This window comes from Natrialba chahannaoensis JCM 10990, from assembly GCF_000337135.1.
GTDB lineage: Archaea > Halobacteriota > Halobacteria > Halobacteriales > Natrialbaceae > Natrialba > Natrialba chahannaoensis.
Map to the genome: position 1 here is coordinate 303,844 of NZ_AOIN01000008.1, position 16,373 is coordinate 320,216.

11 protein-coding genes are annotated in these 16,373 nt (G+C 61.6%); 7 read left to right on the top strand and 4 right to left on the bottom strand.

Annotated elements, in window-relative coordinates; all coding sequences use genetic code 11:
• Positions 1-74: 74 nt before the first annotated feature.
• Positions 75-2,162, bottom strand: a complete 2,088-nt coding sequence (locus C482_RS01405; RefSeq protein WP_006165559.1) for a MutS-related protein — start codon at positions 2,160-2,162, stop codon at positions 75-77.
• Between the two features lie 267 nt (positions 2,163-2,429).
• Between C482_RS01405 and C482_RS01410 the strand changes: the two genes are divergently transcribed.
• On the top strand, positions 2,430-5,354 hold the full coding sequence (locus C482_RS01410; RefSeq protein ID WP_049896372.1) for a PAS domain S-box protein: 2,925 nt from the start codon (positions 2,430-2,432) through the stop codon (positions 5,352-5,354).
• A gap of 136 nt (positions 5,355-5,490) precedes the next feature.
• Positions 5,491-5,721, top strand: coding sequence for a hypothetical protein (locus C482_RS01415; protein ID WP_006165561.1), 231 nt, complete (start codon positions 5,491-5,493; stop codon positions 5,719-5,721).
• A 1,050-nt stretch (positions 5,722-6,771) separates the two neighbouring features.
• Here the strand turns inward: C482_RS01415 and C482_RS01425 are convergent.
• Together C482_RS01425 and C482_RS01430 are read right to left on the bottom strand one after the other, a co-directional pair.
• Positions 6,772-7,713 (bottom strand): metallophosphoesterase family protein, encoded by a 942-nt coding sequence (locus C482_RS01425; protein WP_006165563.1) that lies wholly within the window; start codon positions 7,711-7,713, stop codon positions 6,772-6,774.
• A 72-nt stretch (positions 7,714-7,785) separates the two neighbouring features.
• On the bottom strand, positions 7,786-8,406 hold the full coding sequence (locus C482_RS01430; RefSeq protein ID WP_006165564.1) for a hypothetical protein: 621 nt from the start codon (positions 8,404-8,406) through the stop codon (positions 7,786-7,788).
• A 139-nt stretch (positions 8,407-8,545) separates the two neighbouring features.
• Between C482_RS01430 and C482_RS01435 the strand changes: the two genes are divergently transcribed.
• The 4 genes from C482_RS01435 to C482_RS01450 all read left to right on the top strand — a co-directional run bounded on the left by C482_RS01435 (position 8,546) and on the right by C482_RS01450 (position 11,909).
• The gene (locus C482_RS01435) at positions 8,546-9,829 is read left to right on the top strand and encodes an MFS transporter (protein WP_006165565.1); all 1,284 of its coding nucleotides are present in this window, start codon (positions 8,546-8,548) and stop codon (positions 9,827-9,829) included.
• Positions 9,830-9,972: 143 nt separating this feature from the next.
• The gene (gene larE, locus C482_RS01440) at positions 9,973-10,812 is read left to right on the top strand and encodes an ATP-dependent sacrificial sulfur transferase LarE (RefSeq protein ID WP_006165566.1); all 840 of its coding nucleotides are present in this window, start codon (positions 9,973-9,975) and stop codon (positions 10,810-10,812) included.
• A 182-nt stretch (positions 10,813-10,994) separates the two neighbouring features.
• A complete protein-coding gene (locus C482_RS01445) occupies positions 10,995-11,354 on the top strand; it encodes a hypothetical protein (RefSeq protein ID WP_049896380.1) in 360 nt (119 codons plus the stop codon).
• Between the two features lie 165 nt (positions 11,355-11,519).
• Complete coding sequence (locus C482_RS01450) at positions 11,520-11,909, top strand: hypothetical protein (RefSeq protein ID WP_006165568.1); 390 nt, start codon at positions 11,520-11,522, stop codon at positions 11,907-11,909.
• Positions 11,910-12,558: 649 nt separating this feature from the next.
• Here the strand turns inward: C482_RS01450 and tatC are convergent.
• Positions 12,559-13,710, bottom strand: coding sequence for a twin-arginine translocase subunit TatC (gene tatC, locus C482_RS01455; protein WP_006165569.1), 1,152 nt, complete (start codon positions 13,708-13,710; stop codon positions 12,559-12,561).
• 176 nt (positions 13,711-13,886) lie between these two features.
• Here tatC and C482_RS01460 point away from each other — a divergent pair, with 176 nt between their 5' ends.
• Positions 13,887-16,241, top strand: coding sequence for a twin-arginine translocase subunit TatC (locus tag C482_RS01460; protein ID WP_049896373.1), 2,355 nt, complete (start codon positions 13,887-13,889; stop codon positions 16,239-16,241).
• The last annotated feature ends 132 nt before the right edge of the window (positions 16,242-16,373 follow it).

Genomic DNA, 16,373 nt, shown 5'->3' on the forward strand with positions numbered 1-16,373 from the left:
ATCCGTTCCATCACCAAGCACGGTGAAAAATCAGCCACCGAAATCACCGACCCGCAAGCGCTGCGACGGCACCGTCACTCGAACTTCTCGAGTAGCCGGTCATAGAACTGCGGCTCCGATACCGTCTCGGTGCCGCCGTTTGCACGCACTGTGTTGTTCGCGTTCGCTTCCGTCGCCTCCGTCGCAAGCTTCTCGACGATCAGTTCCGGCGTCGAGCGCGCGAGGTGGTTCTTCACCGGCGAGCGGTTCACCTCGAGTTCCCCCTCGACCAGTCCGACGGCTTCGATACCGTCGACCGTCACCGCGAAACCAGCCATCTCGCGGATTTCGTCGGCCAGGTGAGAGACGAAGACCGCCGTCGCGCCGTTTTCGTGCAAGGCTTCCAGAATTCCGGCGATGATCTTCGCCGACGCGCCCGGTTCCGTGATGCTCTCGAGTTCGTCGACGAGTACGAGCGAGCCCTCACCGCCCTGGGCGAGGTCGGCGAACTCGCGGACGGTGGACTCGAACGCGCCGGCGTCGAGCGTGCCCTGGGTCTTCGCGTGGTAGTGTAAGTCGTCGAAACGCCGCAGCGCCGCTCGCTCGGCGGGAACGGGCAGCCCCATGTGCGCGAGGACGACGACGCTCGCGGTGAGGTCGAGCAGCGAGGTCTTCCCGCCGCTGTTGACTCCCGAGAGGAGTGCGACACCCGACACTTCGTAGTCGACTGGGTCGATGGCCTCGAGTGGCTCGTCGAGCAGCGGTGAGCGACCGGCCTCGATGGTGAAGCCGGTGTTGGCGTCCGTGGCGTCATCACCGCCACCGCTACCGCCGCCGTCAGCGTCCCAGACGAACTCCGGCATCGTACACCCAAAGTCCTCGGCAAAGCGGGCAATCGCGAGTTCGACGTCCAACTCGAGTGCGCCTCGAACGAGTTCCCGCGCACCGTCGCGCTGATCAGCGAGGTCGGCCGCCAGTTCGCGCTTGAGTTTGCCCGCGCGCCGTTCCTTGGCCGCGGTGAGTTCCTCGCGCAGTCGAGCGGCGGCGTCCTCGTCGCGCTCGACGGGGAACGTGGGTTCGTCGCCGAAGATGCGCCGCGCGAGTTCCGCCTCGCCCGCGTCGAGGTCGAGCGAGTCGATCAGGTGCTCGCGCGCGGCGGCGACGGCCGCGGCGAACTCGTCTGCGAGTTCCCGCGAGAGCAGCGAGTCGACGCCAGCGCCGCGTTCGACCAGCGACAGGAGGTCCGAGCCCTCGATGGTCACGTCCTCCTCGCGGATCGCGTCCCGGAGGTGGTCGTTCGCGACGGTCTCTGCGGTACCGACCGCCGCATCTAAGTCGTCCGCGGCGACCGTCAGTCGGTCGAGTTCGTCGTCGCCGGCGACGGTGCCGTCCGGCTCGAGTCGCGAGAGGCCGTCCTCGAGTGCGTCGAGGTCGCACTCAACCTCGTCCGTGAGGCCGGCGGTCCGGTGAACGTCGATCGCGGCGGTGATTCGATCCCGGTTTCGTGCGAAGAACGCGAGCGGGCGTTCGGGAACGATTTCGGCGGGGGACTCGAGTGCATCCGGTCTGACCTGCACGTCGCCTTCGACGGTGACGCCGGCGAAGGATTCATCGAGTGCGATGACGGTCGAGTAGCCGCGGGCGAGTTCCGCGAGTCCCTGGGCGTCCTCGACGACTTCAACGGAGAGTTCAGGGATCGCCTCGCGGGCCGCAGAGTAGCGCTCGGCGTCGGTCGTCGCGAGACAGCGCTCGCGGACGCGAACGTCGCCGGGCGTTCGAAGTGGTTCGACGCCCTCGAGTGCCTCGAGGACAGCGGGGTCGGCCTCGCGGGAAATTGCCTCGCGCGAGAACGTCTGAATTTCCTCGATGCGCGAGCGACGCGGGCTCGGGTAGAACGTCTCGACGCGCTGGGCAGCGTACGCCGTGACCGTGCGTTCTTTGAGCAGCGAGAGGACCTCGCGGTAGATCTCTCTGGCGCGGTCGGTCGCGAGGAAGCCGCCGGGATCGTCGTGTTCGCGGCGAATCGCGCCGCGTGCGATCCGGGCGGCCCGTCCCTGCGTGATACCGGGTGCGGACGCGATCGTCGCGACATCACCCGCGCGCAGCGCTTGTTCCGGGTCGTCGAGTTCCGACAGCGCCCGGGCGGTTTTCTCGCCGACGCCCGGAATCGACTCGAGGTCCATGTTCTCGACGGTCGTATCCAACCGGAGCGAGAAAAAGCTCCCGCCCGCCGCAGATCGTGTGCTACCATCCACCATTCACATAGTTCGTCGTCGTTCCATACCGGTAATCACTCTGATGGGGTGGCGACCACCGGGAACACGCTACAACAACCCGGATGAACATCGGTGGGACTCGCGGCTGTCGCGACTCAAGGACGAGTCGATGAGTCGATGGCACCAACAAGAGACGCCACGGTGCTTATCCCGCTCGGTGACATCCCGACGCATATGTCTCGTCGATCGGGTGTTACCGATATATTGTGGGGTAATATTGAGGACGAGAACAGCTGGGAACGGTATCGTGCCCTCGCCCGGACGGTCGATGGTGGACTCTGCCAGTGGGACGAGAACGGCCACATTGTGGTCGTCGACGAGGACTTCCGATCGATCACTGGCTATCCGGGTGAGGAGCTTGCAGGCACCCACATTTCGACACTCTTCGACGATGCAGGTGTTGCGACGATCGACGACATGCTCGCCTCCCAGTCCGAGGACGAACCCGTCGTCGAAACCGCGGTCGACATCCGAGCCGTGGATGGGAATGCGGTGCCGTGTACTGTCCGAGTTAGTCGAATACCGCCAGCGGAAGACGCGACCGAGGACGAGCCGGACGGTGTGCTCTGTTTCGTCCGCGAACAGGGTGTGGATTCGACCGCGGGTTCGGAACGGATTCCGGAGCAGGAACAGGAATCGGAGCCGGGCAGAGAATCCGAGCCGACCACAGAATCAGAAGCAGAATCTAGCCTGGAGACGATAGCGGAATCCGGACCCGTCTCGACTCCAGAGCCCACCGCCTCGGAAGCGGATCGCGCCTCGGCGGACTCGATCAAAGCTGCACTAAACGGAGCCAGCATCGGTGCGATCGTCATCGACGACAACGCCAAGATCAGGTGGCTCGACGAGACCGCCGAAGCGTATCTCGGTCTCGAGCGCGAGTCGGTTCTCGGTCGGCCCAAACGAACTGTCGTCGAGGAACAGCTCGCCGACCGGATCGTCGAGCCGGCCTCGTTCGTCAGTCGAGTCGGACGCGGAGGGGACGACGGAAGCAGCGGTGACAGCGAAGACAAAAACAAAATCGAAGACGAAAACGAAGAGAAACACGGGAACGAACGCGAAGAGAGACACAGCGATACCCCAGCCGACACAGAGAGAAACGACCGCGAGGACGAGCAGATCACCGTCGAAACGGTATCCGACGACTACCTCGAGTTCAAACTCGTCGATGACCGCGGCGAGCGCTGGCTCGAGTATCAGAGCAAGTCGATCAAGACCGGACCCTACGCTGGTGGCCGTGTCGAGTTCTACGACGACATCACCGAGCGAAAGCGCTCTCAGGGAAAACTCAAAAAGAGTCAGGAAGCGTTCAACACCCTCGTCGACACTATCACGGAGTACGCAATCTTCCAGCTGGACGAAGACGGCCGTGTCATCAGCTGGAACGAGGGCGCACGCCAGACCAAGGGCTACAAGCGCAACGACATCCTCGGCCAGCACTTCTCGGTGTTCTACACCGACGAGGAACGGGCGGCAAATGTTCCCAAACGGAATCTGCAGATTGCACTCGAGACCGGCTCAGTCGAGGACGAGGGTTGGCGCGTCAGGAAGGACGGATCGCAGTTCTGGGCGGACGTCACGATTACGCCCGTTCGAGATGCCGACGGCACACACCAGGGCTTTCTGAAGGTGACGCGCGATATGACCGACCGACGAAACCGTGAGCGTGAGCTCGAAACCGAACTCCAGCGCGTATTCGATCGGGTGTCCGACGCGCTGTACGCGGTCGACAATGAGTTCAGATTCACGCTCGTCAACGACCGCGCCGAGGAGCTTCTCGGCTATCCCGAAGCAGACCTCCTTGGGGAGCGCCTCTGGGATGTCTTTCCGTCATCTGCCGAAATCGACGAGATCTGGGACGCGTTCCACACGGCGCGAGACGAACAGGTCCCAACGGACTACGAACTCTACTACCCTCGGCTCGGATTCTGGGTCGAAGCAAACCTCTACCCCTCCGAAACCGGCATCTCGGTCTACTTCCGAGACGTCACCGATCGAAAACAGCGCGAACAGGAGTTAGAGGAATCGAAACAGCGCTACCGGACCATTGCCGAGTACTTCCCGAACGGCGTCGTCACCCTGTTCGACCACGACCTCGAGTACACCCTGGCGGCAGGACAGGGCTTCGAGATGATCCGCGAAGAGCCATCCGAGATCGAAGGCTCGAACGTCGCGGATGTCTGGAACCCAGAGACACGCGAAACGATCAAACCCATCCTTCGGAGCGCACTCGAGGGCGACGAGCAGTCGGTTGAGTTCTGCCACGACGACAGAGAGTGGATACTGTACGCGGTGCCAGTAACCGACAGCGAGGGCACCGTCTTCGCCGGAATGACGATGGCCCACGACATCACCGAGCGCAAGGAGAACCAGCGCAAACTCGAGGAGACGGTCGCCCAGCTCGAGGAGTCGAACAACCGCCTCGAACAGTTCGCCTACGCGGCCTCACACGACCTGCAGGAACCACTGCGAATGATCTCGAGCTATCTCCAGTTACTCGAACGGCGCTACAGCGAGGCGTTCGACGAGGACGGCGAAGAGTTCCTCGAGTACGCTATCGACGGCGCAGAGCGAATGCGACGGATGATCGACGGTCTGCTCGCGTACTCCCGCGTCGAGACGCGCGGCGACCCGCTCGAACCCGTCGATCTCGACGACGTCTTCGCAAACGTCCGCGAAGACCTCCAGCTACAGATCGGTGAGACGAACGCCGAGCTCACGGTAACCGAGGACGGCCTTCCTCGCGTCCAGGGCGATGCCAACCAGTTGCGACAAGTCTTCCAGAACCTGCTCGAGAACGCACTCGAGTACAGCGGCAACGACCAACCGCGGATACACGTCGATGCTGAGTCTCGGTTTCGCGACCGACGGCGTGAGTGGGTGATTTCGGTTCATGATGAGGGAATCGGAATCGAGCCGTCGGATCAGGAGCGAGTGTTCGAGGTGTTCGAACGGTTGCACAACCTCGGAGAATACCCAGGAACAGGGATCGGACTGGCGCTCTGTCAGCGAATCGTCGAGCGCCACGGCGGCGAGATGTGGCTCGAGAGCGAGCCGGGGGAGTGGACGACGATGTCGTTTACGCTGCCGGCGGCCTAACGAGAGCGGACGTGGGTGAGTGCGAGTGGGTTGTTGTCGGTCGCTGCCGGTTGCTGTCACCGGCAGGTTACGGGACCGTCCTGTCGCTTGCGGTCTACGGGACCGTCGTTATCCGGCCTGCGTCCCAACAACGGACATGGTACTCAAACGATTCCTCGGGTCAAAGGCGACGCGAACGTTCACCGTCGTCTCCGTTCTCGCAGATATGAAACGCGCACTCGACCGCGGACACAACGCTCGTGCGATTTTGCTGCTCGCCGTCGCGCTCCTCGCCTGGAAGTGGGCCGTGATCGGGCTGGTTGCACACGGACTCGCGAGTCTGATTCGGCGGGAAGAGTCAACGCACTCGAGTTCGCAGCCGGCCTGAGTCCGTCTGAAGAAGCGTCCACCTGAGCGATCGACCAGTTCGTAGCCGACCCAGAAAGCGATCTCGTTCTCACCCACGAATCCGTGAACTGATCAACAGAAATAACTGTTCGTCGTGAAACGGCAGGCAGTATGGAATGGTCCCTGCTGCACTCCCTCTCCCTGTTCCTCCGGAGCCCGTCGAAATTCTTCGAGGAACACGAGCCTGCCACAACGCTCCCGGTCGCGATCGGTATCGTCGTCACGTTTGCGATCGTGCTCGTCCTCTCGGTCTATAGGTCCACTCTGAGCAAATTACAACGCAGGACGACTGGTCATCACCGCTCTACCGAACTCTCTATGAGGGGAGTGCGGGCGGGTATTCGTTGGAAAGTAGGGCAGGCTTGAGGGCCAGACGTGGTACCTCCGGCGTCGAAATTTCGCTTGATTTCACCATCCAGATCGAATCTGTCTCGATATCCAGTGGGCAGGAGGTACGGCAATCTCGATCGGCGGCTCTGGTGAAGTCTGCATTTTCGGGCGGTTCTGCAGGGGTATCGGGCTCTCTGGGGATATCGATTTCGGACGTCTTGTTTAATACCCCTACCTAGTATTCGTTACGTCTTTGATCGAATTTCCTCTTGCTGCTGTCTGTGGGCGTCTTCATCCTCACGTTCCCGGTCGGGCCACGGGAGACCCCATTCGTGGCTCTCGCACTTCTCATACCGTCAAAACTGTTCCTCGACTGGTCACTGCTCTGAGTCTTCCGCCTCGACGTTTCCGGTCGTCTCTCACGCTGGTTCGTCCCGGACGAACCGGGTTAGCGGCGGTAACGCCACATGCGATGCTAAACGGCGGTGCTCAGAGAAGGATTGAAAGGCAGCACGAGATTCTGAATCCCCTCAGTACTAACAGACCGTTCAGCGTTCAATAAGAACGTGTAGTGAGCCGGTAGTTCACGTATTCCGGTATAAAACAAACGGAGTCGTCATGCTGCATTGATGCTCTGTATTCAGCAGCCATTCTTGTCATATTATAGGTGTTTTAACATACCCAATAAAACAGGAACCGACTACTCGAGTACATCGTCCTCGACCAGCGGCAACGTCGCTAACTGCGCCGCAGACAACAACACCCGATCCTTCTCCCAACCGTGGGCAATCGACTCGACCATCCCCGTCCCGTCGGTCAACGGCACCAGCCGTGCTGTCGTCCCGCTCGGGTCGGACTCGAGTGCGACGAGCGCATGGGGGAACGAGGAGACGGCGGGGACGGTGAGTTCGGTGACGCCGTCGGCCCGTTCGACGGCGGGGAAGTGGAGGTGACCGGTGACGACGAGCGAGATATCGTGCTGGACGAGCAGTTTGACCAGCGGTTCGGGGTTGGTGAAGCCGGGAACGCTGCCCTCGACGGGAAGTTCGGCGCGGTAGCGTTCGTAGAGGTCGCCCGTCGCGGGCAGGTTGTGGTGGACGACGACGATGGACGTGTCGGGGTTCGCAGCAGACAGGGCCTCGTCGAGCCACATCAGTTGTGCGGAATCGATGCGGCCGTCCCAGGTCTCGGCGGGCGAGTCGGGGGTCGCAGCGTGGCTGTCGAGGCCGAAGACGTCGAGGTCGCCGAACTGGACGTGAAACGGCAGTCCGCCGGGTGTGTACCGGTCCTCGAACGTCCGGACGGGCAGTGACTCGTGCTCGTCGAACGTCGTCGGGAAGTCGTGGTTGCCGGGGACTGCGACCGCGGGCGGCTCGAAGTCCGCGAGGTCGTCGAACAGGTCGAACTCGGGCGGCGTCCCGTTCCGTGTCAGGTCGCCCGCGACGACGACGCCGTCGAACGCGCGATCGTTGACTGCCGACACGGCGGCCTGGAGGTGGCGTTCGGTGCGGTGAAAGACCTTCCAGGTGCCGGTCGCGTCGGTCGCGAGGTGGATATCCGAGAGGATGGCGATGCGCGTCGGCTCGGCTGCGGTGGGTCGAGCGAACCGGGCGAGCAGTTGACCAGTGTGTGGACGCGTCATCTGATCGGTGGTGTCTCAGGTGGAAGGAGGGGCAGCGGCGTGGAGTCGAGCGGTATGCCAGTGTAGAACCGTTCACTCGTCGTTGTAGCCGTACTCCCTATCTGGGTCCTCGACGCCTTCGGTGCGCGAGCCGACCCAGGCACCGAGCGCAATGCCGTAGACGAGGTGGCTGGCGTGGAACAGTGCAAGTTCGTCGTTCTCGAGTCGAATGTCGAGCAGTTCCTTCAGCATGAACTGCGAGCCGAACGCGGAGAGCGCCATGCCGAAGACGCTGCCCCAGACGATACCGCGCTGTTCGGCTTCGATCGAGCGCTCTGCGTCCTGGAGCGCGAAGAGGCCGCCGAAGACCGCACCGGCCTGGACGCCGTAGAGGAGATGCAAGACGAGTCCCGCGATCGGATGATCACCAGGGTCGGAGCCGTCACGAGCCACGTACTGTGTCCAAAAGTTTGCAGACGGCGGCAACGAACGAAGGATCGGGAGCCGGAACGCGGTCATGATGAGTGTTGCGACGAAGCCGGCCTGCAAGCCGCGAGCGGCGGCGTTGGCAACGTGTGCTTCGCGTGAGTGGTCGCGCGACGGTGGGACAGCAGGGGCGGACTGAGTTGCCGACGTGCTCTCGCTATCTGTTCCTGACTGCTCTCGGATAGACTGTGGAACGAGCGATGATGGAAGCCGAGCGAGTACAGACATCTGGTCTGGTGTGGTACCACAAGCGGCCCCTTAACGCTCCGGCACGCGTTTGACTGCTCGTCGCAACCACTCGGGCCGGACTGCCGGAACCGATAGACCATTACGTCGAACTGACCAAGTAGTCAGTGAGATCTGACGCGTGGACGATACGACGATTGCGGACGGGCAAGCGGAATACAGTTCGAGGCGACGGTATCTGATCATCGGTTCCGTCGTCGCCAGTACTTTCTTCGTCGGCTTTGGCGGCGGTGTTATCTTCCCGATTCTACCGAACCTTGGTGACCTCCTCGGAATCTCGCCATTTCTCGTCGGCTTCATTCTGAGTGCGAACCGGTTCTCGCGGCTCGTTGCGAACGCGCCCGCCGGCAGCCTCGTCGACCGTATCGGCACTCGGACACCGTTCATTGTCGGCCTGCTTATCCAGAGCATCGGCACGTTCGGCTACGTCATCGCAATGGCCGCGCCGCTTCCCGAAGCCTGGTTTCTCCTTGCGCGACTCATCTGGGGGATCGGCAGCGCGCTCGTCTTCGCGACGGCCTACACCATCGCTGCCGACGTGAGCAAGGGCGGTTCGCGCGGAACCAGCATGGGACTCATCCGCGGCGGGAGCATCTTCGGCTTCCCGACCGGCCTCGTCCTCGGCGGTATCGTCAGCGAAGTCGCCGGCATCAACGCTGCGTTCATCGTCGCGACAGCGTTCGCGCTCGTCGCGAGCGCGATGGCCTACGTGACCGTTCCGGAAACCCATGTTGAGGGCGAGAATCGCCAGACCGTCTCCCCGTGGAACATCGACACCAGTCTGACCACAGTTACCGTCGGCCTGGTCAACTTCGCCGTCCTATTCGCCTACATCGGTGCGCTGTTCGCGACGCTCGTCCTCTTTCTCGACGAACACGGCATCGGCGTGCTCGGCTTCAACGCACAGGGCTCGTCGGGCATCTTCATGGCCATCACCGTGCTCGCTGCGGCCGTCTTCATGTTCCTCGGCGGCTTCGTGAGCGACCGAACGGACTCGCGCATCCCGACGCTGCTCGTCTTCCTGATCGTCTCGTTCGTCGGTTTCATCCTCCTCGCCAGTGCCAACTCGGTCGAAACACTCACTCTCGCGTGTCTCTTCATCGGTGCCGGTCAGGGTGGGACGAGCGGCCCACTCATGGCACTGCTTGCTGACCTCACGCCGAACGACGAGATGGGACGCGCCACCGGAACCAACAACGTCCTCGGCGACGTCGGCGGCGGACTCGGCCCACTGATTTCCGTCCCGATCGTCGAAGTCGTCGGCTTCACACCGGTGTACGCCGCCTGCGCGGTCATGCCACTGATCGCCGGTGCAATCTTGCTCGGCGGCGTCTACCGTGAAACCGGTGTGTTGCTCCCCGAAACGCGACTCCGCGGCGGTATCAACGAATCACTCGACGATTGAGCGTCAGCATCAACAGGTGAAACGTGAGGGCAGGAACGAGACACGCGAGGATCGGTAAACAAAACACGAACCACGAACCACAGGGACCGGCAGCACACGACGACGACAACGCGCTTTTGCCCGCGCAGTCCGAATCAGGAGCCATGACAACGGTCGAGGCGAAACGCGAGGCCGCCCGCGACGAACTGGCCACCCATGACGGCGTCCTCGTCGCCTTCTCCGGCGGCGTCGACTCGAGTGTCGTCGCCGCACTCGCCCACGACGCACTCGGGGACGACGCAGTCGCCTGCACCGCAAAGAGCGAGACGCTTCCCGAAGCCGAACTCGAGGACGCAGCGCGCGTCGCCGACGAGATCGGCATCCGCCACGAGATCGTCTCCTTCTCCGAACTCGAGAGCGAGCAGTTCGTCGAGAACGACGACGAACGCTGCTATCACTGCCGGACGATGCGCCTTGGCGAGATGATCGAAACCGCACGGGACCTTGGCATTGAAACCGTCTGTGACGGGACCAACGCCGACGACCCCGGCGCGGGTCATCGGCCAGGGCTGCAAGCCGTCGAGGAACTCGAGATTCACTCGCCACTGTTAGCCCACGACATCACGAAAGACGAGGTGCGGGCGATTGCCGACCAGTACGGCCTCTCAGTGGCGGACAAACCCTCGATGGCGTGTCTCTCCTCGCGCATCCCGACCGGACTCGAGGTCACCGAAGAACGACTCACCCGCGTCGAACAGGCCGAGGCACTGCTGCGACAGTGGGGATTCGACCAGTTCCGTGTGCGCGATCACGACGGCCTCGCCCGTATCGAGGTCTCGCCTGCGGAACTCGAGCGTGCTCTCCAGCGCGAGTTCGTCGAGACCGTCCGCGACGAACTCTCGGACCTCGGTTTCGATCACGTCACACTCGACTTACACGGCTACCGAACGGGGAGCGTCAGTCCGGAGTCGGACGAGGCGGTTGCGACAGAGTCAGACGACTGAGGAGCGGCGTACCGGCTGTCGATTTTCGTTCGTTCGAATTGATTGGTCAGAAGTAACCATTCGTTCAAAATATAACGCAATTTTATCCCTCAAACACGCCACAGCCTCAGTATCCACCATAGTGTTCGACAATATTGCACGAGGCGACACGAACGTCACACCAGATCGAGAACCAGTACTCGATGGACGACGCCGATCTGCCGCCCGAGTGGGCCGTCCACACTGCCCGAGTGTACACACCTGCCGAAAGCGAGCGAGAACGCCAATATCACCTCTACGACCACAGCACCAACGATCTACGATTAAAAGTCGCTCCTGCCTCGCTTGACGGCGACGACCAGCCCGGCTACGCGCTGACCGTCACGAGCTATCCGGAACTCGAGTGCAGCGAGCGCCAGCGGGTGCGGACGGTGTTGACGTTCGAACGCTGTGACGAACTCGCGCGCCGGTTTATGTTGCTTTTTTCAGCTCGGTACGATGGTGCGGGCTCACTCGAGAGGGCCCGAGAGTACGCGGCGGTGCGGACGCAGTCGCATCGCTGAGTTGCGGACGCCGCGGAGTTGGTTGGATAATCACTATCGGATAACTGTCAATACCCCGTGTCACTGTTGACTCTCGAACAACCATGTTCCCGCGAGAGTCCGGTTTCTGTGCGGTTTTCGACACCGAGAGGCTTTTTACTCACTGCCGAGTAAGCGGTTTTGATGATGGAAATGATGTGGCAGGACCTGGTCTTTCTCGCTGGAAGCATTCTCTCGATTGTCTTCCTCGCACCAACAATCAAAGACGCCTCGGCTCGCGTCCCCCTCGGCTCGAGTGTCCCCTCGATGACGATCGGTGGCATCTATGCGTTCACCTACGGCACGATGGGAATGACGTTCTCGGCTGCCGGCTCGATCGGCGTTGCGGTCATGTGGTCGCTGATCGCGTGTTATCGTGCACCCGGTGAGCAGGGAATGGCGAACGTACTGCGCTTTGCGACCGATCTGGGCCGACAGACGCGAGACATCGTTCAGATCGCGCTGCCAACCACCGACGGTGGGCACGAACAGTCCCAGACTGAGCACCAGTCCAGTTACCACCAGTCTGCTGACTGATCGTCCGTGGATGCTGTTCGTTCCTCTGGCACGTTTCGATCGACGGCCGAAACCGAATATCGCACCTGTTTTTGCTCCGTAGTTACAGCACGTAGAGGACTCCTTTCGGAACTCTCAGCACGCGACGGATACGAATCGTTTGTCGCGGTACCCCGCTACCGAACCTGTCGGGTGTGCTAGTATTCACCAGACTACTTTCTTACGAGTCGTTACGGACCCGCGAGCAGGTGTCGTACCGCACTCGGCGGTTCGTCGACTAGCAGCTACTGCTTAGCCTGCTCGACGACGAGGAGCGGACGTCGACAGCAGTGAGGTCGTCGACAACGATCGTGTAACTTGACGGTAACAAGGGCGCTCAACGATGTGAGGCCGACGCCAAAGCTGCACTCGACTCACAGACTCCATCATGATCACAAACTATCGTCGAACACGTGCAATCGGACACCTACTCGAGTACACTATTCGACAGCGGACAAACGCGTGAACGAGAACGGCCAAACTCAAGAAGGGGTTCTGCTCCCAGACAGAGCGTTCCCATCAGGGGATCAGAAAGTCGAGAGAGTAGCTAGGGACAGACGTACGCACACATCTCACAGGAATATGTTCACGGCGCGCAGGAGCCCGGCTGTAGGAAAGAACGCGAACGGGATCAGTCCACGCCGACCCACTTCAGGACCAACAGCGTCCCTTCGAACAGCAGGATCATCGTGATCCCCACGAGGATCGGTGCCATCGCGGTCGGGTCGAACGTGAACATGAACGCTAGCCCGAAGAAGGCCGCCCAAAAGTACAGGCGCTTGTCCGCGAGCCACTGCCGGGTGGTCACACCCATCATGATCGCAAGCATGATGAACAGCGGAATCTGGAAGACGATAGCGAGGAAACCGATCAGCGTGATGATCAGGTCGAAGGTATCACCCAGCGCGTAGGCGATATCCGCACTGCCCTCTGCGTAGAACGTGAAGTACTCGAAGAGAATCGGGAGGACGAGCACGTAGGAGAACAACATTCCGATCCCCGCAAGCACCACGCTCGTGGGCACGGCTGCCAGGTAGTACTTGCGCTCGTGCGGGTACAGGCCCGGCTTCATGAACCGGTAACACTGGTAGACAAACACCGGCAACCCGACCATGATGCCGAGCAGTGCCGAGACCTTAATTCGGGTCAGCCACAGCTCCAGCGGGTGGTAGACGTGTGGCGGTGGGACGTTCTCGATCTCGTATGGGAAAACGTTGAACCAGATGTGTTCAATCGCCTGTGAGGCACCGAGCAGGCCGATCGCCGTCCCAGCCGACGCGAAGAGCAAGACGACCGCAACACGGAGGATCATCTCCTCGATGTGGTCGGCGAGGGGCATCTCCTCGTCGTCTGGGGGTGTCGAAATGCCACCGACATCTTCGTCAGGGTCCGGGTACGAGTCTTCGTCCGACGCCGAACCAGGTTCGTGGCCGCCGACGACGCCTTCGCCGTCGGTTTCGACTGGGTGATCGGCGTCAGCGTCAGTGTCGGCGTCGGAGTCGGTGTCAGTATCTGTCTCGAAGTCTGCGCCGGAGTCAGACGCAGGGTCAGAAGGAGACACAGACCCGGAGTCAGAATCAGTATCCGGGTCGGCGTCAGTATCAGCGTCGGCGTCCGCGTCTGTTTCTGTTTCTGCTTCCGCTTCCGCCTCTGAGTCCGCTGGCGTCTCCGCTTCCGTCTCCGGCGCGTCCGACCCAGACGATGGCGACGGCTCCTCGTCTCCGTTCGCAGGGTCCTCGTCGGGGTCCACAGTCTCCCCCGCGTCCGCCGACTCGTCCGACATCTATCGGGATATAGATAGGCCGCCAGTTATAGGCCTTTTTCTTACGAGCACCGCGGGAGAGTGACAAGTCGGGTGACCGGTCGGGAATTCGAGGTCGCCTCACGGACATTTCCGCTATCAAGGGGTCCCTGACTCGAAAGGTTGATAACTGGATGTCAGTTACCCCAGCACACGAAATGAGTTCTGCCGTCGATGAGGATACCGCCCAAGCGATAAACAGCGGGCGTGAAACCCTCGGCGCGATGTTCTCGAGCGCGCAGACGCATCTACAGAAGGTGTTTATCGTCTTCGTCATCGGCTTTATCGGCTCCTTCTGGGCGCTTCGCGTCTTCATCTGGGACTTTCTCGAAGAAACGGCGAAAGCGGAGATGTCGCCGTACGTGGCGAGTTCGACGGACCTGATTACACGGACACCGTTCGAAGTGATCCTCTTGCAGGCGAAAATAGGGATGCTCGTCGGAATCGCCTTCGCGATTCCTGCCTTGCTGTATCTCTCTCGAGATGCGCTTCGTCGCCGCGGCTACGAGAGCGTCGTCCCAATCTCGCGAAAGTACATGGCCGGCTTCGGCCTCACGTCGATCATCCTCTTCTGTATCGGAATTACCTACGCCTACTCGATCTTCTTCCCGTATGCGTTCGACTTCCTCGCGGGCAACGCCGTCAACGCTGGCGTCAAGCCGAGCTTCGGAATTACCGAGTTCACCGAGTTCATGGCGCTGCTGACGCTCTCGTTCGGACTTGCGGCACAGTTGCCCCTCTTTATGGGCGTCCTTTCGTACACCGAAATCGTCCCCTACGAAACGTTCCGGGACAAGTGGCGCCACGCGATCGTCGGCGTTACCGTCTTCGGCGCGCTGTTCTCCCCACCAGATCCGTTCACACTCATCATGTGGGCGATGCCGATGGTCGCACTCTACATCTTCAGTCTCGGCCTTGCAAAGGTCGTCTCGAACATCCGACGACGCGGCGCAGCCGAAACCGACGGGACCGGGACAGATCACCTCAAACGGCTCGTTATCCAGTTCGTCGGCGTATTGGTCGTCGTTGCAGCTGCCATCACAGCGGCCGTCAATCAGGGTGCCTTCGACTACCTCGAACAGGCGATCTACCCGTCCCTGCCCGACTGGGCACACCCCGGCCCCGACGGCCCGCTCGGACTCGAGTCGGTCGCCCTCGAGTACGGCTTGCTCGGTGATGTCGCGGTAGGTCTCGTGGTCGCCCTCGGATTGGGACTTGCCGGGCTGTTCGTTTATACGATCAAAGTGCTGCAAGCACCGGTGTATCCGCGCGAGGGTGACATTCGATCGGCGACCGATCCCGACGACGTCGACTTCGAGATGCTCACGCCCGGAGACATTGAGGAGGTGCCGGCGACGGTGTTTCTCAAGATGGACGAAGATCGGGCAATGGAGACGGCCCGGCAGGCAATGTACGACGACGACCGTGACAAGGCTCAGGCAATTCTGGATCGGTTCGATACGTTGCAAGAGCAGCAGGCACAGGCCGAAGCCGAGTCGGAAAGCGGCGACGAGGCAGAAGAGACCCAGGGAGAGGGACTGAGCCAGACGGACACGGATGAGGAAGAAGGCGGCCTCTTCGCGAGTACGGCCGCCGGCATGCTCGATCCGTTCACCGAGGAAGAGACGGACGAGGACGACATCGGCGGCTACGCCTACGACATCGCGTTCATCCTCAACAGTCTCACGTCGAAGATGTTCCGCATCGTGGCCGTCTTCATGGTCGTCATGGGCGGGACGTTCTTCTGGCTCTACCAGGGCGGACTCGGGTGGATCCTCACGATGTTCCTCGACCGCGTTCCGGAGCACATCCTCCACCAAGTCGCCGTCCGGAACGACGTTGATCCAGCCGGAATGACCCTCGACGAACTCATCATGGAGATGGACATCGTCATCGCGCTCCACCCGGTCGAAGTGCTGATCTTCGAGGTGAAGGTGAGTGTGCTCGCAGCGATCGTCGCCATCCTCCCGATGGTGCTGTACTATGGCTGGCCAGCGATGAAAGAGCGCGGACTGGTCCGTGGTGACCGACGCGTCTTCGTCGTCTGGGGTGGCTCGCTGCTGGGCGGCTTCGCGTTCGGAACCTACCTCGGGTTCTTCTGGGTTGCACCCGCGGTTATCTCCTACCTCGTCTCGGACGCGATCACCAACGGGATGGTGGTCTCCTACCGGATCAGCAGCTTCTTCTGGCTGGTGATCTTTACGACCATCGGCATCGGCTTCCTCTTCAATATCGTCGTCACGATGGCGCTGTTCCACGTCGGCGGCATCATCAGCTACCGGACGATGCTCAAACGCTGGCGACCAGTCGTGGTCGGTATCTTCGCCATCGCGGCCATCGCCAGCCCGAAGGGAATCCTGACAATGCTCCTGTTCGCGATTCCGATCGCACTGACCTACATGCTGGGACTCGGCGTGTTGTACCTGCTCACCGGTGGTGGCCGGCTCTTCGGCGGTGGCGGCCGCGGTGGCGACGAGACCGGTCCGGAGCAGGAGACCGAGGCAACGACGTAACTCGGCACCCCCCAAGACTGTTCTCGTAGCAACACCGGCATTACCCACCCCTGTTCTCACAGCAACATTGGCTCCGCCAGCCACGGCATCGCTGTCCGACGACTTAAGGCAGGAGCCTACGAAACGGGCTGC

What these genes read in the sequence shown, in the direction of transcription:
- C482_RS01425 (WP_006165563.1), bottom strand. Translation starts at nt 7,713, where the DNA reads ATGACGCGTCCACACACTGGTCAACTGCTCGCCCGGTTCGCTCGACCC.
- tatC (WP_006165569.1), bottom strand. Translation starts at nt 13,710, where the DNA reads ATGTCGGACGAGTCGGCGGACGCGGGGGAGACTGTGGACCCCGACGAG.
- larE (WP_006165566.1), top strand. Translation starts at nt 9,973, where the DNA reads ATGACAACGGTCGAGGCGAAACGCGAGGCCGCCCGCGACGAACTGGCC.
- C482_RS01445 (WP_049896380.1), top strand. Translation starts at nt 10,995, where the DNA reads ATGGACGACGCCGATCTGCCGCCCGAGTGGGCCGTCCACACTGCCCGA.
- C482_RS01405 (WP_006165559.1), bottom strand. Translation starts at nt 2,162, where the DNA reads ATGGACCTCGAGTCGATTCCGGGCGTCGGCGAGAAAACCGCCCGGGCG.
- C482_RS01450 (WP_006165568.1), top strand. Translation starts at nt 11,520, where the DNA reads ATGGAAATGATGTGGCAGGACCTGGTCTTTCTCGCTGGAAGCATTCTC.
- C482_RS01415 (WP_006165561.1), top strand. Translation starts at nt 5,491, where the DNA reads ATGGTACTCAAACGATTCCTCGGGTCAAAGGCGACGCGAACGTTCACC.
- C482_RS01410 (WP_049896372.1), top strand. Translation starts at nt 2,430, where the DNA reads ATGTCTCGTCGATCGGGTGTTACCGATATATTGTGGGGTAATATTGAG.
- C482_RS01460 (WP_049896373.1), top strand. Translation starts at nt 13,887, where the DNA reads ATGAGTTCTGCCGTCGATGAGGATACCGCCCAAGCGATAAACAGCGGG.
- C482_RS01430 (WP_006165564.1), bottom strand. Translation starts at nt 8,406, where the DNA reads ATGTCTGTACTCGCTCGGCTTCCATCATCGCTCGTTCCACAGTCTATC.